The 18,950-nt window shown below is 73.2% G+C and carries 18 protein-coding genes and 1 riboswitch; of the genes, 11 read left to right on the top strand and 7 right to left on the bottom strand.

The genetic code is table 11. The features are described 5' to 3' along the window. Positions 1–74: 74 nt before the first annotated feature. On the bottom strand, positions 75–1,535 hold the full coding sequence (locus tag ABIC30_RS17820; protein ID WP_354455854.1) for a PepSY domain-containing protein: 1,461 nt from the start codon (positions 1,533–1,535) through the stop codon (positions 75–77). Continuing rightward, positions 1,529–3,712 carry a TonB-dependent receptor gene (locus ABIC30_RS17815; protein ID WP_354455853.1) on the bottom strand — a complete coding sequence of 728 codons (2,184 nt, stop codon included), beginning with the start codon at positions 3,710–3,712 and terminating at the stop codon, positions 1,529–1,531. The genes ABIC30_RS17820 and ABIC30_RS17815 overlap by 7 nt, the downstream gene beginning before the upstream one ends. Before the next feature lie 285 nt (positions 3,713–3,997). Then, positions 3,998–4,190: riboswitch (cobalamin riboswitch) on the bottom strand. A 137-nt stretch (positions 4,191–4,327) separates the two neighbouring features. Here ABIC30_RS17815 and ABIC30_RS17810 point away from each other — a divergent pair. After that, positions 4,328–4,762: an NUDIX hydrolase gene (locus ABIC30_RS17810; RefSeq protein ID WP_502915844.1), complete on the top strand. Its 435-nt coding sequence runs from the start codon at positions 4,328–4,330 to the stop codon at positions 4,760–4,762. Positions 4,763–4,904: 142 nt separating this feature from the next. Beyond that, positions 4,905–6,311 (top strand): RluA family pseudouridine synthase, encoded by a 1,407-nt coding sequence (locus ABIC30_RS17805; protein WP_091681322.1) that lies wholly within the window; start codon positions 4,905–4,907, stop codon positions 6,309–6,311. Here the strand turns inward: ABIC30_RS17805 and ABIC30_RS17800 are convergent. Next, positions 6,278–6,991 (bottom strand): alpha/beta fold hydrolase, encoded by a 714-nt coding sequence (locus tag ABIC30_RS17800; protein ID WP_354455851.1) that lies wholly within the window; start codon positions 6,989–6,991, stop codon positions 6,278–6,280. The two genes, ABIC30_RS17805 and ABIC30_RS17800, sit on opposite strands and share 34 nt — an antisense overlap. Before the next feature lie 201 nt (positions 6,992–7,192). On the opposite strand from ABIC30_RS17800, the gene ABIC30_RS17795 reads away from it, so the two are divergent. The 4 genes from ABIC30_RS17795 (at position 7,193) to ABIC30_RS17780 (ending at position 9,606) form a co-directional block, all read left to right on the top strand. Beyond that, positions 7,193–7,573: a hypothetical protein gene (locus tag ABIC30_RS17795; RefSeq protein WP_020093661.1), complete on the top strand. Its 381-nt coding sequence runs from the start codon at positions 7,193–7,195 to the stop codon at positions 7,571–7,573. Positions 7,574–7,643: 70 nt separating this feature from the next. Next, entirely contained in the window at positions 7,644–8,309 is a 666-nt protein-coding gene (locus tag ABIC30_RS17790; protein ID WP_020093660.1) for an HAD-IA family hydrolase, read from the top strand. A 46-nt stretch (positions 8,310–8,355) separates the two neighbouring features. After that, entirely contained in the window at positions 8,356–9,147 is a 792-nt protein-coding gene (locus tag ABIC30_RS17785) for an ATP12 family chaperone protein (RefSeq protein WP_354455850.1), read from the top strand. A gap of 138 nt (positions 9,148–9,285) precedes the next feature. Further along, complete coding sequence (locus ABIC30_RS17780; protein ID WP_132366861.1) at positions 9,286–9,606, top strand: hypothetical protein; 321 nt, start codon at positions 9,286–9,288, stop codon at positions 9,604–9,606. Between the two features lie 12 nt (positions 9,607–9,618). Here ABIC30_RS17780 and ABIC30_RS17775 read toward each other — a convergent pair whose 3' ends face one another. Continuing rightward, on the bottom strand, positions 9,619–10,110 hold the full coding sequence (locus ABIC30_RS17775) for a glutathione peroxidase (RefSeq protein WP_091681331.1): 492 nt from the start codon (positions 10,108–10,110) through the stop codon (positions 9,619–9,621). A gap of 224 nt (positions 10,111–10,334) precedes the next feature. On the opposite strand from ABIC30_RS17775, the gene ABIC30_RS17770 reads away from it, so the two are divergent. Beyond that, a complete protein-coding gene (locus ABIC30_RS17770) occupies positions 10,335–10,595 on the top strand; it encodes a DUF6894 family protein (protein ID WP_091681333.1) in 261 nt (86 codons plus the stop codon). Between the two features lie 30 nt (positions 10,596–10,625). Here the strand turns inward: ABIC30_RS17770 and ABIC30_RS17765 are convergent, their stop codons facing one another. Continuing rightward, on the bottom strand, positions 10,626–11,159 hold the full coding sequence (locus tag ABIC30_RS17765) for a hypothetical protein (RefSeq protein WP_354455898.1): 534 nt from the start codon (positions 11,157–11,159) through the stop codon (positions 10,626–10,628). A 146-nt stretch (positions 11,160–11,305) separates the two neighbouring features. On the opposite strand from ABIC30_RS17765, the gene ABIC30_RS17760 reads away from it, so the two are divergent. After that, positions 11,306–12,694 carry an aminotransferase gene (locus tag ABIC30_RS17760; RefSeq protein ID WP_091681337.1) on the top strand — a complete coding sequence of 463 codons (1,389 nt, stop codon included), beginning with the start codon at positions 11,306–11,308 and terminating at the stop codon, positions 12,692–12,694. A 63-nt stretch (positions 12,695–12,757) separates the two neighbouring features. Here the strand turns inward: ABIC30_RS17760 and ABIC30_RS17755 are convergent, their stop codons facing one another. Then, a complete protein-coding gene (locus ABIC30_RS17755) occupies positions 12,758–14,080 on the bottom strand; it encodes an HlyC/CorC family transporter (RefSeq protein ID WP_091681339.1) in 1,323 nt (440 codons plus the stop codon). A gap of 60 nt (positions 14,081–14,140) precedes the next feature. Continuing rightward, a complete protein-coding gene (locus ABIC30_RS17750; protein WP_354455849.1) occupies positions 14,141–15,730 on the bottom strand; it encodes a hypothetical protein in 1,590 nt (529 codons plus the stop codon). A 192-nt stretch (positions 15,731–15,922) separates the two neighbouring features. Between ABIC30_RS17750 and ABIC30_RS17745 the strand changes: the two genes are divergently transcribed. The 3 genes from ABIC30_RS17745 to ABIC30_RS17735 all read left to right on the top strand — a co-directional run bounded on the left by ABIC30_RS17745 (position 15,923) and on the right by ABIC30_RS17735 (position 18,872). Beyond that, positions 15,923–16,321: a DUF3775 domain-containing protein gene (locus ABIC30_RS17745; RefSeq protein WP_056525497.1), complete on the top strand. Its 399-nt coding sequence runs from the start codon at positions 15,923–15,925 to the stop codon at positions 16,319–16,321. Positions 16,322–16,345: 24 nt separating this feature from the next. Next, positions 16,346–17,635 (top strand): App1 family protein phosphatidate phosphatase, encoded by a 1,290-nt coding sequence (locus tag ABIC30_RS17740; protein ID WP_354455848.1) that lies wholly within the window; start codon positions 16,346–16,348, stop codon positions 17,633–17,635. 124 nt (positions 17,636–17,759) lie between these two features. Beyond that, positions 17,760–18,872, top strand: coding sequence for an alpha/beta hydrolase (locus ABIC30_RS17735; protein WP_354455847.1), 1,113 nt, complete (start codon positions 17,760–17,762; stop codon positions 18,870–18,872). Positions 18,873–18,950 lie beyond the last annotated feature (78 nt).

Genomic DNA, 18,950 nt, shown 5'->3' with positions numbered 1-18,950 from the left:
CGCGCAGCACGACCGGATCGGAAGCCACCGCCGGGCCGATCTCGACCGCTCGACAGCACACGCTGAAACCGACCTCAGGCGGACAGCGTCCGACGCAGCCTGCGCCAGCCCGCCACGATCCCGGTGACCGCGATGCCCGCCGCCAGGAGATTCAGGACCCACTGGGCCGTATCGTGCAGGGGGCGGTTGCCGGTGAGCCCCGGCAGGTCGAGCCGGTGCGCGGCGTCGAACAGCCAGCGGTTGATCCGGCCCGAGCGGTCCAGGCGCTGGAGGATCGTGCCGTCCCGGGGATCGACGTGGAGCCACGTGGCGGCCGCGTCGCCGAAGCGCAGGCGCAGCACCGGAAGCGGCCGTGGGTCGGCCCCGTGGGGATACCAGTAGGCGTTGTAGGCGTATAACGGGCGGATCGACCGGAGGGGACCGTCCGCGAAACCGTCTGCCGCGGCCGTCGCGATGCTGCGCGCGTCGAGGGCGGTCGCGCCGTCCGCTGCGACCGTCCGGAGGCCGTCCGCCGTCTCGGCGACGACCCACCAGCGTCCGCCGACGGCGGCGAAGCGCAGGGTGCGCGTATCCGGCACGGCGCCATCGCGGAGCCGGTGCGGATCGAGGCCGAGCGCCGGCGGGATTCCAGCATAGGCGGCGCGCAACGCTACCGGCGGGCTGGTCGCGCTGAACCAGCGGTTCGGGTTCATGGAGATCCAGCCGCTGACGATGAACGTGCTCAAGCCGAGGCCCCCCGCGAGGCCGAGCAGGTGGTGCCAGCGCGCCAGCCCGCGATAGGGCGTGACGGCCCCGGCCGCGTAGCGCCGCCGAAGGCGCAGGCGCCAGATCCCGATCGCGCCTCCACTCAGCGCGCCGAGGGCGGCGAAACCGGAGAGCCACAACAGGACCGTCCGCCACAGCTCCGGCCGGGCCCGCAGCGGCGTGAGGTAGATCCAGTGCGCCACCGAACCCACCCAGTTCCAGCCCCGCTCGAAGCGTGTCGTGTCGAGGGCGATCTCCCCGGTCACCGCAGACACGTAGAGCTCGGTCCCCGCGGCGTCGCCGAGGGCCACCTTCAGGAAGGGCCGGAGCGGATCGTAGCGGGCCGTGACGGTCCACTGGTCGCGCGCGACCAGCTCGGCCTGCGCAGCCGGAGCACCACCGGCCGCGACACGCAGCGCGTCTGCGAGTGTCAGCGGACCGAGCCGCGCGCCGGTCCGTGCCGAGACCGTCACCCGGGTGCCGTCGTGGCCGGCGATCCGGTAGACCGGCTCGTCGCCCCGCATCTCCAGGCCGAAGGCGGCCGGCACGCCGGCGAGCCCGCCGGCCCGCAGCGCCGCGTCCGGCGCGACCGCGACCTGATCCCAGGCGATCGGGGCGAGCCCCGACAGCCGCTCGGCCTCGGTGAGCGCCGGGAACGGCACGTAGAGCATCACCAGCCCGGAGCCGATCCACAGCGCGAAGAACAGCCCCGCGGCGATCCCGGCCCAGCGGTGGAACAGGAGCAGCCAGCGCCGTCCCGCCTTGCCGAGCCGGTGCGGCAGGCTCACCACGTCACCGTGTAGGCGACCTCGACCGAGCGCGGGCGCCCGAGCAGCCAGTTGGTGCCGACCCCGTTCACGGCGTTGCCCGAGATCGCGTAGACCTTGTCGAACAGGTTGTAGACCCGCACGGACAGGCGCGAGTCCGCCGTCACCTGATGGTCCAGGACCGCGTTGACGAGGTTGTAGGCGGGGCGCCGCGCCGTGTTGCCGAAGTCGCTGTAGACCTGCCCGACGTTCTGCAGTCCGACCCGCGCGGTCCAGTCGCGGGTGACGTCCCAGGTCAGCCAGAGGTTGGCCACGCGCTCGGGCACGTCGATCGGCTGGTTGCCGGCATACGAGACGGTGGCGCCGTTCACCGTCTGGTCGAACCGGTCGTACTGCGCGTGGAGGAGCGCGAGGTTGCCGTCGAGCCGCCAGCCCGGCGCGAAGCGCCAGCCGAGCGCCAGCTCGAAGCCCTGCGAGGACTGGCTCCCCACCTGCGTGGACAGCGTCGGCTGGCCGGGGATCGCCGAGATCAGGTTGTCCTTGACGATCCGGTAGCCCGCGACGGTCCATTCGAGGGCGCCGTCGAAGGCCAGACCCTTGGCGCCGATCTCGACCTGATCGCCGGTCGCGAGCTTGAAGCCGGCCAGCGACTGCGACAGCGTGATCAGGCTGTTCACCGGGTCGGTGGCGAAGCTGTACTGGGCGTAGAGCGCGCTGTCCGGCGTCGGGTTGTAGACGAGGCCGAACCGGTAGCCGAGCGCCCGATAGGTCTTCTCGAACCGCGATCCCGTCTGCAGGTCCTCGCGGTTCAGCGTCGGCACGTCGAGGCGCACGCCGGTGAGGAACGAGAGCTTGTCCGACAGGATCACCCGGTCCTCGGCGAAGACCGAGGCCTGGCTCGTCTGCGTCGCGTAGGCCGGGCGCGCCCGGCCGTTCTGCGGGAACAGGCCCGGATCGTAGCCGGTGAGCGGCACGCTCGTGGTCTGGTCGAAGTAGAAGTTGTTGGTGTGGCGGAAGTCGATGTGGTTCACGTCGAAGCCGGCCACGAACTGGTTCGGCAGCCCGAACAGGCTGCCCCGGAACGTCGCGTCGAGGCGGTCTCCGACCTGCTCCTGGCTGTGGTAGATCTCCAGGTAGTCGCCCCGGTCCACGAGCCCGGTGCCGCGGTTGTAGCTGTACTGCTCGACGTCGAGCCAGTGGCGCCGGCTGGTCAGCCGGTAGGCGGTGTTGCGGATCGTGATGTCGGCCGAGGGGGACCACTCGGTCTTGAGCTGGGTCCAGTTGTCGGCCCACGTGATCTTCGCGTCGCGGACGTTGTAGTTGTTGAACCGGATGAGATCCGGGATCCGTCCCTCGACCAGCGGCGTGCCCCAGTAGCGGGCGGGCTCCTGGTAGCCGAGATCGTGGCTCAGGGTGAAGGCGAGGTCGGCGCTCGGCCGGAACAGCAGGGCGGCGGAGACCGCGAGGTTGCGGAAATCGCCCTCCGGCCGCATCCAGCCGTCGGCGCGGTTGCCGCTGACGTTGAGGCGGTACGCGAAGGTGTCGCCGTACTCAGCCTGGCCCAGCGGGCCGCCGGAATCGAGGGCGAGCCGCGCGACCCCGTCGGTGCCGATCACCGCGCGGGCGGCGTTGATCGGCACGAAGACCGGCTTCTTGGGCACCACGTTGATGACGCCGCCGATGGCGCCGTCGCCGTAGAGCACCGAGGACGGCCCGCGCAGCACCTCGATCCGCTCGACGTTCCACGTGTCGAACGGGAAGGTCACGGTGTTGGCGCCGACGTAGAAGCGCGTGCCGTCGTAGAGCTGCTGGATCGAGTTCGGGCCGGCGAAGCCGCGGGACGTGAACGCGCCGTTGCCGTTGCCGGGCGCCGCGATGGTGGTGATGCCGGTCGCGTCCTGGGTCACGGCCTCGGCGATCGTGTCCTGGCCGCGCAGCCGCGCGGTCTCGCCCGACACGATGTCGAGGCTGGCCGGCGTCTCCAGCGGCGTCAGGCCGAGGCGGCTCGCGGTCCGGTCAGGCGTGCGCAGGTTGAGCCCGTTCGGCGGGAGGCGGCTCGGGTCGCCGCCCGCGCCCGCGACCGACAGCTCATCCAGCGTGACCACCTCCTGTGCGGCGGCCGGACTGGCGAGGAGCGCGAGGAGAACGCCGCAGAGCGGGGCCCGCCCGCCGAGGCAGGAGCGATGGGTCGATGGAGACATGGGGAAAGCGGTCCGTGCGCGGCGCGCGCCGGCCCCCGCGTCCTACAAGCATTGTAATAACATTACAATGCGCTCGCTGTCCGGTAGCCTCTGCCCGTGCGGGCGCGCGACGGCGTCCTGCGACAGGGCTCGAGGGGTTCGGGACGGCGGAGACGGGCATGGGGAACGGCGTCGCGGGCGCGCTTGCTGTGGCACGTCACCGCGAACGAGGCCTCGGCGGCCGCCTCCCCTCGGGACTGGCGGCGCCTCGACACCCGCCAGGACACCCCGCCCGGCGCGTTTCGCGTGTGACCACGGCTGACGGCAGGTCTCCTGGCTCGCGGGTCGCCGCCCTCGCACCGTCTTCCCGGGGTGACCCAGTGACGTGGTGGTGAAGGGCTCGCCGCTTACAGTTGCGGGGGCAGCCGCGGCTTCGGGGCGAACCCCTCACCGCGTTCCCTTTTGATCCCCGAGGGGAACCGTCGAACACAGCTTGGCCGTAGCGGGGGCGGGCGTCAACCGTGTGTCCGGTTGTTGCCGTGGATCGGCGCGCTGTGCGCCGGTCCGTTGCGGCCTCGCCGACGACGGGCTAGCCCCTGCGGGATGACGGTCTGGCGGCCCCCTGCGGAGATTCGCGTGAAGGCACTGGGTCTGCCCCGGCGCGGCAACAGCCTGCTCGTGGCCGAGGTCCGCGCGGATGACGGGCGGCTGAAAGGCGTCCGGCCGCTCGGCGGCAGCGTCGCGTTCGGCGAGCGGGTCGAGGACGCCCTGATCCGGGAGTTCCGGGAGGAGCTCGGCGTCACCGTCTCGGTGCTCGGCGGCCCCCGCGTCATGGAGAACATCTTCACGCACGAGGGGCAGGTCGGGCACGAGGTGCTGTTCCTGTTCCCCGTCGCCCTGCCGCCGGGGCGGTTCGACGGGCAGGAGCGCTTCGTCTTCCACGAGGATTCCGGCACCGCCTGCGTGGCGCGGTGGTGCGATCTGGACGGGCTCGACGTGCCGGGCGGTCCCGACCTCTTCCCCGCCGGCCTGAAGGCCCGCCTCCGCGACGCGTGGCGCGCGGAGCTCTGACGGACCGGGCCGGCCCACCGCCTTTGCCGCTCGGCGCGGGCGATGCTACAGCCGGGCAATCCCATCGGTCCGGACGTCCGCGACGCCGCGGCCCATGCGCCCGGACGCTCCGTCCGACGCGGAGACGGGTGCCGGCGGAAGCATGACGATACGACCTCCCAGAAGCGGCGGGCCGACGGGGCGCAAGCCTCAGGCCGGCAAGTCCAGCGCCAGCAAGTTCAGGGGCGGCAAGGCCCAGGCCGACGGCCGCGCCCGCACGGGCCCGCGCACCAGCGCCCGCGACGCCGCCGAGCGCGCGGCCCGCAACCGCGGCGAGGATGCCGGCACCCGCGATCCCTGGGGCGCGCAGGCCGCTGCGGCCCCGGCGCCGGCCCGGCCGCCGAAGCCGCGCCGCGACGCCGCCGCACCGCGCGACGCCGCGGCGGGCAAGCCCGGCGGCCGGCCGCCGGCCAAGCGCTCGGCGGCCCCCTCCCCGGCCCTCGCCACCGCCTCTGCCCCCGCGCCCGGTCCGACCCGGCGCGAGCAGCGCGCCGCCGCCTCCGCGACCCTCGCCTCCGGCGTGCAGACCCTGACCGTCGAGCCGGACGAGGCCGGGATGCGGATCGACCGCTTCCTCACCGCCCGCTTCCCGCTCCTGCCCTTCACCCGCGTGCAGACCATCGTCCGCAAGGGCGAGTTGCGGGTCGACGGCAAGCGCGCCAAGCCGAACGACCGGCTGGAGCCGGGCATGAGCGTGCGCGTGCCGCCGCTGCGCCTCGACCAGCCCACCGAGCGGCCGCGCAGCGCCGCCCGCGAGCAGGACGACGCCGCCTTCATCCGGTCGCTGATCCTCTACGAGGATGCCGACATGATGATCCTCAACAAGCCCTTCGGCCTCGCGGTCCAGGGCGGTTCGGGGACGGTCCGGCACGTGGACGGCCTGCTCGCCGCCCTCACGGGTCCGGACGGCCAGAAGCCGCGCCTCGTCCACCGGCTGGACAAGGACACGGCCGGGTGCCTGATCATCGCCAAGACCCGGCTCGCCGCCGCGACGCTGGCCAAGAGCTTCCGGTCCCGGGCGGCGCGGAAGATCTACTGGGCGCTCACCGCGGGCGTGCCGCGGGTCCGGCAGGGACGCGTCTCGACCTACCTCGCCAAGGAGGAGCCCACCGACGCCGACGCGCGGATGCGGGTCGCCAAGCACGGCGACGAGGGCGCGAGCCACGCGCTGACCTACTACGCGATGGTCGATCAGGCGGCCCAGAAGCTGTCCTGGCTGTCGTTCAAGCCGGTCACCGGCCGCACGCACCAGCTGCGCGCCCACGCGGCCCATATCGGCCACCCGATCGTGGGCGACCCGAAATACTTCTCCGTCGAGAACTGGGAGCTGCCGGGCGGCATCCAGAACCGCCTCCACCTGCTCGCCCGGCGGATCGTCATCCCGCACCCGCGGACCGGCAAGCCGGTCGACGTGAGCGCGCCGCTCCCGCCCCACATGGCGCAGAGCTGGAATCTCCTGGGCTTCGACGCCGCCCGCTACGACCCGATCGTCGAGGCTCCGGAGGCCTGAGCCCGCAGCCAGGGCACGATCGCGTCCGCCAGCGCGTCCGGGGCCTCGAGCGGCAGCATGTGGCCCGACCCGTCGATCACCCTCAGCGTCGCGCCCGGGATGCCGTCGCGGAGCTCCCGCGCCTCGTCGAGGCTGCGCAGGGCGTCCTGGGCCGCCGCCACGACCAGGGTCGGGCAGCCGATCGCGCCGAGGCGGTCGCCATCGGATTCGCGCGCCTGCCCGGCCTGGCGCAGGAAGACCTCTCCGCCGAGCCGGTCGCCCATCTGCCGGATCCGGCTCAGGAGGGCGCCGTCGCCGGCGCGGTCCGGGTGCACCGACTGGAGGATCGCCGACCGGCTGAGGCCCCGGTAGCCCTGCTGGCGCATATGGGCGACGGCGGCCGCCTTCCGGCGCGCCTGGGCCGGCGTGTCGGCCCGCGACGAGGTGGCGACGAGGACCAACGCCTCCACCCGGTCCGGCACGAGCCGGGCCACCGCGCGGGCGACGTAGCCGCCCATGGAGAAGCCCACGAGCCCGAAGCGCGGCGGCGCCTCCGCGGCGACGCGGCGCGCCATGTCGGCGATGGCGGCGTCCCGCGCGAGGTCGCCGTGCGTGATCGGACCCACCTCGGCGAGGCGCGCGACCACGTCCGACCAGAGGTCGGCATCGGTCATGAAGCCGGGCAGCAGCACGAGGTTCATCGCCGGATCACCCTTCCCGTCCCCCAGATAACCGTCACGCGAGCGCCCGTCAGCGCCGCGGCATCTCCGGTGAAAGTCGGGTGCGGTCCGGGCGTCCCGCGCGGCGCATGCCTTGGCAACCGGCCGTGCCGCCTCATATGCTGCCCCGCGCCCCGCCGATCCGCCGCGGGGCCTGTTCCCGGCGGTTCGAGACCCTGACACATGAAGCTCGCGATGCTGGCCTGCCTCGCCGCCCTGTGCCTCACCGGGCCGATCGCGCATGCCGCGCCGGGCGAGACGACCAGGGCGGCGCCGACGGCGAACGGCACCCACCCCCCCGAGACGGCGACCCCGCATCCGGCCCCGGCGCCCGCCCCGGGCGCGGCGCCCGCGCAGGCCGCCCCGCGCACCGCCAACAGTGCCCGCGCGGAGCGCCGGCGGCGCTCCTACGCGGCCTGCAACCGCGCCTCGCATCAGCGCGGGTTGCGCGGCGGCAAGCGCCGGCGCTTCCTGATCCGGTGCCGGCTCGGCTACGAGCGGACCCGGATCCCCGGCGGCCAGCCCGCCGCGGCCGCGCCGGCCCAGCCGGGCCGGAAGCCGTGACGGGGACCCGCCTCCTTTCATCCGCGCCGTCGGGGCGGCTCGCGGCGCGACTTCCGGCGCGTCGGTCGCGATGAGGCTCGTCGTCTTCGACGTCGACGGCACCCTCGTCGACAGCCAGCACCTGATCGTGGCGGCCCAGGAGGTGGCGTTCGCGGAGAACGGCCTGCCGGCGCCCGGGCGGCGGGAGGCCCTGTCGGTGGTCGGCCTGTCGCTGCCGCAGGCCTTCCGGCGCCTCGTCGGCGAGGACGGCCCGGTCGCGGAACTCTCGGAGAGCTACAAGCAGGCCTACAACCGCCTGCGGCTCGACCCCGCCCACGAGGAGCCCCTGTTCCCCGGCATGGCCGACCTGCTGACCCGGCTGCACGGGCGCTCCGACGTGCTGATCGGCCTCGCCACCGGGAAGTCGCGGCGCGGTGTCGACCGGCTGATCGCGCATTACGGCTGGGCGGACTGGTTCGCCACGACCCAGAGCGCCGACGACGCGCCGTCGAAGCCGGATCCGACCATGCTGCAGCAGGCGATCCGCGAGGCCGGCTGCGAGCCCGAGGCCACCGTGATGGTCGGCGACACCACCTTCGACATCGCCATGGGCGTGGCGGCCGGTGCGACGGCCGTCGGGGTCGCCTGGGGCTACCATCCGCCGGACGCGCTCTACGGGGCCGGGGCCGTGACGGTGGTCCCGAGTGCCGCCGCGCTGGAGGCGCTGCTCCTCGAGGGGCTCGCGACCGGCTCCTGATCGCGGGAGGCTCGCGCGCGGGGCCGGAAGCGCCTATCTCGCCTCCATGAGCGATCAGACCACAGACTGGCTCGGGCAACCGAGCGACGGTGACAGGCCCGATCCGGTCCGGGCCGCCCGCGGCCACGCCAAGCCGGCCCTGCCCCACCGCTTCTACAAGGAAGCCGGCTTCTCCGAGGATGACGACGGGTTCCGGCTGACCCTGGACGGACGTCCGGCCAACACGCCGGCCCGCAACCCGCTGCGTCTCCCCAGCCGGACCCTGGCCGAGCGCGTCGCGGCGGAGTGGCAGGCCCAGGACACGGCGATCGACCCCGCGCGGATGCCCCTGACCCGGCTGGCCAACACGGCGATCGACGGCGTCACGCCCCGCCTCGCCGAGGTCGCGGCGGATCTCTGCGCCTACGCGGGCACCGATCTCGTGGCCTACCGCGCCGGGGATCCGGAGCGCCTCGTGGCGGCCCAGGCGGAGGCCTGGGATCCGATCCTCGCCTGGGCCCGGGACGCGTTCGGTGCGCGGGTGATCCTGAGCGAGGGCGTCATGCACGTCGCGCAGCCGGCCGACACGATCCAGGCGCTCTCCGCGGCGGTGAACGCGGTGACCGACCCGTTCCGGCTGGCGGGCCTGCACACCCTGACCACGCTGACCGGCTCCCTGCTGATCGCCCTGGCGGTTCTCGAGGGCCGGCTGACACCGGCCGAGGCCTGGGCCGCGGCCCACGTGGACGAGACCTATCAGGCCGCCGTCTGGGGGCGCGACGCCGAGGCGGAGGTCCGCCTCGAAGCGCGCCGGACGGAGTTCGAGGCGGCCGCCGCGTTCGTCGCGGCCGGCGGCTGAGCCCGGGCCGCGGTCCGGCGCGGCCGCGCAGATGCAATTGCGCAACAATCCCGCATTCGCGGCGCCCGCCGCGCGTCGGCGGCTGACAAAGCGCGAACACTGTTTTAGGGTTCGACGCACATTGTGTTCGAGTCGACGATGCGTTCCGATCAGCCTGTCCGTTGCAGTTTTGAAGGCGAACTGGCCAATCTGATCGCGTCGAAACAGTTTTCCCGTGATCTCGACGGGCGCTACGCGCTGTTCGACGCCCTCTCGGACCTCGAGCGCCGAGCACAGGGCGCCGGAGCGCCCGATCTGACCTTGCGCAAGATTGCCGAGATCCGGTTCCTGGCGGGGATCCTGCGCGAGTCGGTGCGCCCGTTCCCGATCGCGCCCCTGCGGACGGTGCTGCGCGTGCGCGAACGGATCGACGCGCGCCGCGCGGTCTCCGCCGAGGCCGCGGATCTCGACGCGGTCTGACGCGGGCGCGGCTCAGGCGGGCTCGGCCAGGGCAGCCTGGATCTTCGCCTCCAGGGCCGCGGGCTTCGTCCCGGGTGCGAACCGGGCGATGACCCGGCCGTCGCGTCCGACCAGGAACTTGGTGAAGTTCCACTTGACCGCCCGCGTGCCGAACAGCCCGGTCCGGGCCCGGGTGAGGTGGGCGTAGAGCGGGTCGGCACCCGACCCGTTCACCGCGACCTTGGCGAGCACCGGGAAGCTCACGTCGTAGCGCAGCGCGCAGAAGCTCGCGATCTCGGCGGCGTCGCCCGGCTCCTGCGCGCCGAACTGGTTGCAGGGGAATCCCAGGATCGTCAGGCCCGCATCCCGGTGCCGGCGCCAGAGCGCCTCGAGCCCCTCGTATTGCGGGGTGAAACCGCAGCGGGAAGCCGTGTTCACGATGAGCAGCACCTGACCGCGGTGTTGCGCGAGCGGGTACGGCGTTCCGTCGGCCGCGGAGACGCTGAAATCGTGAACGGTCGTCATGGCCGATCACTCGGGCAAACCGGCCGGATCCGCAAGGCTCGCGCGTCGCGACATGGCGTCGGCCCGCGGCGCAGCCCGGCGATCCCGGCCGCGACTCTAACTCCGTATATGGCCGAGCCGGCGGGCGTGGCGTAACGAGTCCGTCAATCGCGGCGACGGGACTCGGCACGGCCGCGAGTGAGGGGTACCCGCATCCCCCGCCTGGACCCGGCCGGGACGTGTGGATGCCGCGCTATCACTTCAACATCCACGACGGATCCTCGATCCTGGACGGTGCGGGAACGGAGCTGCCGGACTGGCAATCCGCCCGGCTCGAAGCCGTCCGGCGCGCCGGCGACATCCTGAAGCAGGACGCCCAGCGCATCGCCCTCGGCGAGGATTGGCGGATCGAGGTGACGGACCAGACGGGGCTGATCCTGTTCCAGATGACGTTCCTGGTGGTCGAATCCCCGGTCATGCGGCGGCATTCCGGCACCGAGCGCTGAGCCGGCCCCGGGTCCGGCCGGTCGCCCGGTTCAGGCCGGCACTTTCCGGACGTCGAAGCTCGGGCCCTGGGGCGTCATCCGGTCGGTGGTGACGATGCGCTCGTCGGCGCCGACGACCCCGAGGCTGACGTCGCGGTCCGGCAGGATGACGGTGGTGCTCTTGTTGACGTGGACCAGCACGTGCCGGCGCAGGGGCACCGAGGCCACGGCCCAGCGCCTGAGCTGCCCGTAATAGGGCTCGCGCCGCCACGCGTTCGCCTGTCCGGGATCGACCTGCACGTTCATGTTGCGGGTGAGCGGATCGAGGCTCAGCACCATCTTGGCGCGGTCCGGCTTCCATTCCGGGCCGAGCCATCCCTCCGTCATCCAGAGGCAGTGGAAGGCCCGGCAATGGTCCGGGCGGGTGGCGTGGATGGCGCAGCCCTGGCCGACCTTCGTGTGGCGGCACCACTGGCCCGCGACGCTCTCGACCGCGGGCACGTCGTAGACCTTGCAGCACAGCGTGCAGGCGCCGCAGGCGCGGCCGGGAGCGGGTTGGGCGACGTAGGCTTCCGGGTTGAGCATCGGTCGGGCGCGGCGAGGGGCGGTGCTGGAGTAGCGCTGGCGGCATGCGTCCGGCAACGGCCGGACGCGGATCCTCCGGGCTACCTGACGGGGCATCGGGTCGGTAGTGTGGCGGCGGTCACCCGCGCACGAGGACCTTGCGAACCATGCTCTCGAACCTCGCGACCCGCGACGTCGAAACCCTCCTCCATCCCTACACCAACCTGTCGACGCACCGACAGACCGGCCCGCTGGTGCTGGAACGGGGCGAGGGCGTGCATGTCTACGACACTGAGGGACGCTCCTACATCGAGGGCATGTCCGGCCTGTGGTGCACGGCGCTGGGCTACTCCAACGCGGAGCTCGTGGAGGCGGCCCGGGCGCAGATGGCGCGCATGCCCTTCACGCACCTGTTCTCCGGCCGCAGCCACGATCCGGGCATCGAGCTCGCCGAGACGCTGAAGGAGCTGATGCCGGTCCCGACCTCGAAGATCTTCTTCACCTCCTCGGGGTCGGAGGCCAACGACACGCAGGTCAAGCTGACCTGGTACTACAACAACGCCCTGGGGCGGCCGCAGAAGAAGAAGATCATCGCCCGCCAGAAGGGCTACCACGGCGTCACGGTCGCGAGCGCCTCGATGACCGGGCTCGCCGCGAACCACGCCGACTGGGACCTGCCGCTGCCGGGCTTCCTGCACGTCTCGCCCGCGCACCACTACCGGGGCGCCGAGCCGGGCGAGACCGAGGAGGCCTACTCGGCGCGCCTCGCCGCCGAGCTGGAGGAGACGATCCTGCGCGAGGGGCCGGAGACGGTCGCGGCCTTCATCGCCGAGCCGGTGATGGGCGCGGGCGGCGCGATCGTGCCGCCGCGGGGGTACTTCGCGGCGATCCAGGCGGTGCTGGCCAAGTACGACGTCCGCTTCATCGCCGACGAGGTGATCTGCGGCTTCGGCCGGCTCGGCACGTGGTTCGGCAGCGAGGCGCTGGGGGCCCGGCCCGATTCGATCTCCTTCGCCAAGGCCCTGACCTCGGCCTACATGCCGCTCGGCGGCGTGAGCATCGACGAACCGCTCTACGAGGCGCTGATCGGCCAGAGCGAGAAGATCGGCACCTTCGGCCACGGCACCACCTATTCCGGGCACCCGGTGGCCGCCGCGGTGGCCCTGAAGGCGATCGAGATCTACCGCCGCGACCGGGTGATCGAGGGCGCGGCCGAGAAGGCGCCGCAGTTCCAGCGCCGTCTGGCGGCGCTCGCCGGGCACGACATCGTGGGCGAGGCCGGCGGCCTTGGGCTGATCGGCGGCCTGGAGATCGTCGCCGACAAGGCCAGCAAGCGGCAGTACGACCCGAAGAAGGGCGTGGCCGCCCGCTGCGTCGCCTTCGCGCAGGGCGAGGGGCTGATCGTGCGCGCGCTCGCCGGGGACCGCGTCGCCGTCTGCCCGCCGCTGATCATCGCGCCGGACGAGATCGACGCCCTGTTCGACCGGCTCGGACGTGCCCTGGACCGGACCCGCGACTGGATCCGCGCCGAGGGGCTGGAGGCGATGCCGGGCTGAGGACCGCCCCGCGCGCGTCGCGGCGCGGGCGCGGACCCCGGCCGCGGCGGTCGCCTGCCGCCGTCACACCGCGTCGCGCGGCGCGTCCGGCAGCGCGGCCGCCTGGAGCCCCGCCGCGGTCAACGGCGTGATGCGGAGCGTGGTGATCCGGTTCTTGGCCTTCCGCAGCACCTGGAAGCGGAAGCCGTGGAAGTTGAAGGCGGTGCCCTGGTCCGGGATGGTCCGCGCCTCGTGGATGACGAGGCCGGCGATGGTGGTCGCCTCCTCGTCGGGCAGGTCCCAGTCCATGGCCCGGTTCAGGTCGCGGATCGGCACGCCGCCGTCCACGTTCACCGACCCGTCCCCCTGTGGGCGCACGCCCGAGACGGTGACGTCGTGCTCGTCGGCGATGTCGCCGACGATCTCCTCCAGGATGTCCTCCAGGGTCACGAGCCCCATCACCTCGCCGTACTCGTCGACCACCAGGGCGAAATGGGTCTTCTTGGTCAGGAAGGCCTTGAGCTGGGCGCGCAGCGACGTCGTGCCCGGCACGAACCACGTCTCCAGGGCCAGCGCCTCGACCTTCAGGCCGGAGGCGTCGCCGCCCGCGGCGTCGAGCGCCCGCAGCAGGTCCTTGGCGTGGAGGACGCCGACGATGTTCTCGGGCGTGCCGCGCCACAGCGGCATGCGGGTGTAGGGCGAGGCCAGCACCGCCCGGACGATGTCCTCGGAGGGCTGGTCGGCGTCGATCGCCCGCATCTTCGTGCGGTGGACCATCACGTCGGAGACCGACAGGTCCGACAGGTCGAGGAGGCCGCCCAGCATGTCGCGCTCGGCCTTGGCGACGCCGCCCTCCCGGTGCATCAGCGCCACCTGCCCGCGCAACTCCTCGGCGGCGGTGAGGATCGACTGGTGCTCGCCGATGGTGACGCCGAACGGTTTCAGCATCACCCGCACGACGTGCTCGATGGCGATGGCCAGCGGGCCCATCAGCGCCACCGCGAAGGCCACCGGGCGGGCAGTGAGCAGGGCGGCCTTGTCGGGTTTGGAGATCGCCAGCGTCTTCGGCAGCACCTCGGCGAAGACGATGACCAGCACCGACATGCCGACCGTCGCGTAGATGACGCCGCTCTTGCCGAACAGCGCCGTGAGGACGCTGGTGGTGAAGGCCGAGGCGCCGATCGCCACGATGTTGTAGCCGATCAGCATCGCGCCGATGAAGCGCTCGCGAATCGCCAGGATGCGGTTGACGATCGCGGCGCGCGGGTCGCCCGCCTGCTCCAGGGCGTGCATCCGGGCCCGCGAGGCGGCTGTGAAGGCCGTCTCCGCGCCCGCGAAGAAGGCCGAGAGCAGCAGCGAGATCGCCACGATGCTCGCGGCGAACCACAGGTCGATATGGGTTTCCATCGGGTCCGTCAGGCACGCCTCGCGCGGCTTGTCGGCCGCCCATATAGCGCCTCCTGCGACTTATTGCGCGCCGATCGGGCGCACCGTCCACGTCCCCCAGTAGACGGGCCGCCCGTACAGGCTCGACGCGTCGCGCCCGGAGGCGGTCGGGGCGAGCCGGTCGAGCCAGGTCAGGAAGCCCGCCTTGTTCGGGTAGATCGCCGGCGTGTCGAGGTTGCCCTCCGCGTCGGTCATCCAGAAATGCGCGCTGCGGTCGTACCGGCCGCTGCCGTCGCCCCCCGAGCGCAGCCCGAGATAGGAGGCGGAGCGGCCCGCCTCCACCGGATCGGCGTAGAGCTTGAGGGCGCCGATCCCGTCGAGGTTCATGTCGGCCGTGTATTGCAGGCAGATATCCGCCACCGGACCGCCCGGGGCGTTGGCGGGCCGCTGGCACGTGTAGGAGACCGCCCAGCGCGGCATGCCCTTGGCGCGGGCCACCCGCACGAGGGTCCCGGGCGGCAGCGGCCCGGCGAGCTTGCGCGCCGTCGACCAGACCTTCGGCCCCGACAGGTCCTGCGCGGTGCGCAGGAACAGCCCGGTGCGGCGCTTCTCGGGGGCGAGGCCGCAATCCTCGGGCAGCACGTCGGTGTAGACGTAGTGATAGGTGCGGTCGACGACGCTGATCGAGCCGGCGAGCCCGTGGGTCTCGAAGGCCGGCGCCGTGCAGGCCGACGTGACCGGCTTGCCCGCCTCGTCGACCACCGCGGCGGGGACGGGCGGGTCGGCGCGCCGGCCGCGGCCGGCGCCCGCCTCGAACGGCGTCCAGGCCAGCCCGTAGCCGTCGGCGGTGCGGGTCCGGATCTCGAAGGTCTGGAAGTCGAGGGTGCGCGCCTCGATCTGGACGCGGCGCCGGACGTCGGCCGGGCCCGTCGCCGGCGCGTCCGGTTCCGCCCGCCGGCGCCGACGCCGGCCGCGGCGCTCGGGCTCGGCCGCGTCGCCGCCGGTGACGCCCACGCGCTCCTGCCCGAGCAGGAAGACGTAGCTGTAGGCCTCGCCGGCCCAGGTCCGGCCCGTCACGGCGATGGGGTCGCGCGGGCCGATGCCCTCCGCGGACGGCGTCGGCTCGGACCAGCCGCGCGTCCGCGCGCGCTCCTCCGGCAGGTCGACCCAGAACCGGTCGGCCGAGGGCGGCAGCGTCGTGACCAGGGCCTCGAAGGTGCGGCCGGTGCGCAGGGCGCCGCCGTCGCGGCTGTCGGTGGCGCGCCGCTCCGGGCACGGCTCGTCCCGGCGGGACGCCACCGGTGTCTGGCCCTGGAACACGGCCTGGAGCGGGCCGGGCGCCTCGGAGCGGGCGAGCCGCAGGATCTGCACGCCGCGCACGAAGGCGCAGGGCGCCGGCGCGATCAGGACGCCCTCGGCCTCCGAGCCCTCGCGGCAGATCTCCAGCGCGCCGCCCCCGGTCAGGAAGCAGCTCGGGGCGCTGCCCTCGTAGCCCGCGGACCGTGCCTCGGCGGACCGCGTCCCGACCAGCGCGGATCCGGCCAGGGCCGACAGGCCCGCCAGGGCGACGAGGCGCCAGCGGCGCCCGCCCGGGCCGCGGGAGGCGCCGTCGCGTGCACAGGGAATGACGGTATCGGCAGGCGATGTCCGGGCAGTCTTTGTAGAAACCACGTCTATCGCCAATGTCGATCCAGATGTCGGAACAGTCTCGCAGCCTCTATCTCACGGTCGCGGAGCCGGAAAGTGGCGCGGACAACGCAACCCGCCTTCGATGGGGATGGGGCGAACCCGGCGCCCGCTCGCCCGTTGTCGCGGCTTGAGGGCCCCGCTTGCCCGACCCTTTCAGCGCCCGGAGATCAGCGCATGGACATCGCCGTCGAAACCGTCACCGACATCGTCATGCGGCTGCGCGCCATCGAGGTGAAGGAGGGCAATACCGACCCGGATTCGGGTTCGAACCCGATCGATGACGGCGCCACCGACGTCCTGGTCTCCGGCACCGACGACGCCACCGAGTCCGAGGTCCGCGGCCTGATCGCCGGGCTCGACGACGATTCCCGTGCCGAGTTGCTCGCCCTCCTCTACGTCGGGCGCGGCGACATGGAGCCGGAGGAGTGGAGCGAGGCTGTCCGCTTCGCCCGCGAGCGCGAGGCCGCCGGCGAGGGCGCCGCGCGGGAACTCCTTGGCTCGCCCGACGCCGGCGATCTCCTGGAGGAGGGCCTCGACGCGATGGGGCTCAGCCCCGAACTGCCGCAGGCCTGAGCGCCCGGACGGCGGCCGTTCGCCATGGCCTCGCGCGCGCGCAGGGGTGCCACGAAGGCGCTGCGGGTCCTCACCCGGCCGGTCCGCCGCGCGCAGGGGCGTGGCGGCAAGGGCCGGGGCGGGCTCGTGGTCGAGCCCTACCGCGGCTACGGGTCACGGGACGAGGTGTTCCTCATCGGCCGCGTCTTCCGGCAGTCGCCGGGGATTCCCGGCGAGGATCCCGAATCCCTGCGGGCGCAGTGGCGCGACCTGCGCCGCCGCATCGCCCGGCGGACGATCGCCGGCGCGGGCATCACCGCCCGGTTCGGCGACGATGCCGTGCGGGTCGAGACCGACCGGGACGGCTATTTCCGCGTGCACCTGCACCCGCGCACGCCCCCGGCCGAGACGGGTGACTGGCACGCGGTCGAACTCCGCCTCGAGGCCGATCCGCCGATTCCCGCCGAGGGCGCGGTGTTCATCCCGCCCGACCGCTGCCGCTGCGTCGTGGTCAGCGACATCGACGACACGGTCATGCGCACCGGCGTCGCCAACAAGCTGAAGATGCTCTGGCGCCTGTTCGTGGAGGATGCCGAGAGCCGGGTCGCCTTCCCGGGCGTCGCCGCCCTCTACCGCGCCCTCCACGCGGGCGCCGGCGGCGACGAGGGCAACCCGATGCTCTACGTGTCCCGCGCGCCCTGGGGTCTCTACGAGATGCTGTCGGAGTTCTTCCAGCGCCACGGCATCCCGGCGGGGCCCGTGCTGTTCCTGCGGGAATGGGGCCTCTCCTGGACCCACCCGCTGCCGCGCCGGGCCACCGACCACAAGCACGCGCTGATCCGGCACATGCTCGCTCTCTACCGCGACCTGCCCTTCGTGCTGATCGGCGACAGCGGCCAGCACGACCCGGAGGTCTACGCGCAGATCGTCGAGGAGAATCCCGGGCGGGTGCTGGCGGTCTACATCCGCAACGTGTCCCGCGGCTCCGCGCGGGTGGAGGAGATCGTCCGGCTCGCCGGCGCCGTCGCCCGGGCCGGATCGAGCCTCGTGCTCGCCGCCGACAGCGTCGCCATGGCCGAGCACGCGGCCGCCATCGGACTGATCGCCCCCGGGGCGGTGGCCGGTGTCGCCGACGAGCACGCGGCGGCGGCCGAGACCGGGCCGCGTCGGGAGACCGCCCGGATCACGCCGGAGCCGTCGGGCGTCGCCGGCGCGGCCGAGGACCCGATCGGGCCGGAGGCGATCGCCGAGGCCCTCGCCGGCGACGGCGCCGTGCCGGCGACCCTGGTGGTCGAGCCGGAGACGCCGGCCGCGCTCCCGCGGCTCGGTGCGTGACCGCGCGGCCGCGATCGTCACCCGGGCGGCTGTCGCGGGCCGCCCGCTCCGATAGGTATCGGCCGAGCGCGGCCGGCACCCGCCGAGACGGGTCGCGGAACGGGCTGCCGCGGGAGGAATCGAGATGCGCCTGAGCCTGTCCGCGCTGCTGATGATCGCCTGCGGCACCCAGGCCGCCTTCGGGCAGGCCGCGCCCGCGGAGCGGGCCGTGCCGCGCTTCGCCCAACTGGAGGCCGAGATGGGCGCGGCCAACGCCGCCCCGGGACCGCGGACGGTGCCGGCCAAGGTCGTGCCGGTCCCCGACACGACGAGCCCGCAATTCCGCACCGCGGTGGCGGCGCCCTACCGGGTGCCGGCCTGGAACGCGAACCCGCCGGACGCCGCGGCCTGGAAGGCGCTGGTCGACAAGCTCGCTGCCGCCGGAGCCGCCACCCTGCCGGCGCTCCGCGAGAAGCTGGGCGTCACCAGCGAGGCCGCGGTGATCGGCGGCGTGAAGGCCTTCGTGATCCAGCCCCGGCAGATCCCCGAGGCCAACCGCGACCGGCTCCTCCTGCACATCCACGGGGGCGGCTACGTCTACAATCCCGGCGAGGCCGGAACGCTGGAGGCGATCCTGATGGCCGGCCTCGGCGGCTACAAGGTCATCTCGGTGGATTACCGCATGCCGCCGGACGCGCCCTACCCGGCCGCCATGGACGACGCGACCGCCGTGTGGCGGACCATGCTGTCCATGCAGAAGCCGCGGAACATGGCGGTGTTCGGCACCTCAACGGGCGGCGGCATGACTCTGGCCCTGATGCTCCGCGCCAAGGCCGAGGGGCTCGCGCTGCCCGCGGCGATCGGTCTCGGAACGCCCTGGTCGGACATGACCGAGACCGGCGACAGCTACCGGACCAACGAGTGGCTCGACAACGTGCTCGTCAGCTATTCCGGCTACCTGACGCCGGCCGCCAAGCTCTACGCCGCCGGCCGCGACCTGAAGGACCCGCAGCTCTCGCCGATCTACGGCGACTTCGCCGGCCTCCCGCCCGCGATCCTGGTCACCGGCACCCGCGACCTGTTCCTGTCGAACACGGTGCGCACCCACCGGAAGCTGCGCGCCGCCGGGATCGAGGCGTCGCTGCAGGTGTTCGAGGGCATGTCCCACGCGCAGTACCTGTTCACGCCGGACGCGCCTGAAACCAGGGAAGTCTTCGGAGAAATGGCGCGCTTCTTCGACGATCATCTGGGTCGCTGAGCGCGGCGGCGCGGGCTCGCGCGGAGCTCGTGCTCACGAAATGGTGCAATGCAGCATCTCGGTGGAGAGGGTTCACAT

This window comes from Methylobacterium sp. 1030, from assembly GCF_040544715.1.
In the GTDB taxonomy this organism is placed as follows: domain Bacteria; phylum Pseudomonadota; class Alphaproteobacteria; order Rhizobiales; family Beijerinckiaceae; genus Methylobacterium.
Note: the sequence above shows the minus strand (reverse complement) of the source record. Positions and strands in the feature narration are given on the sequence as shown.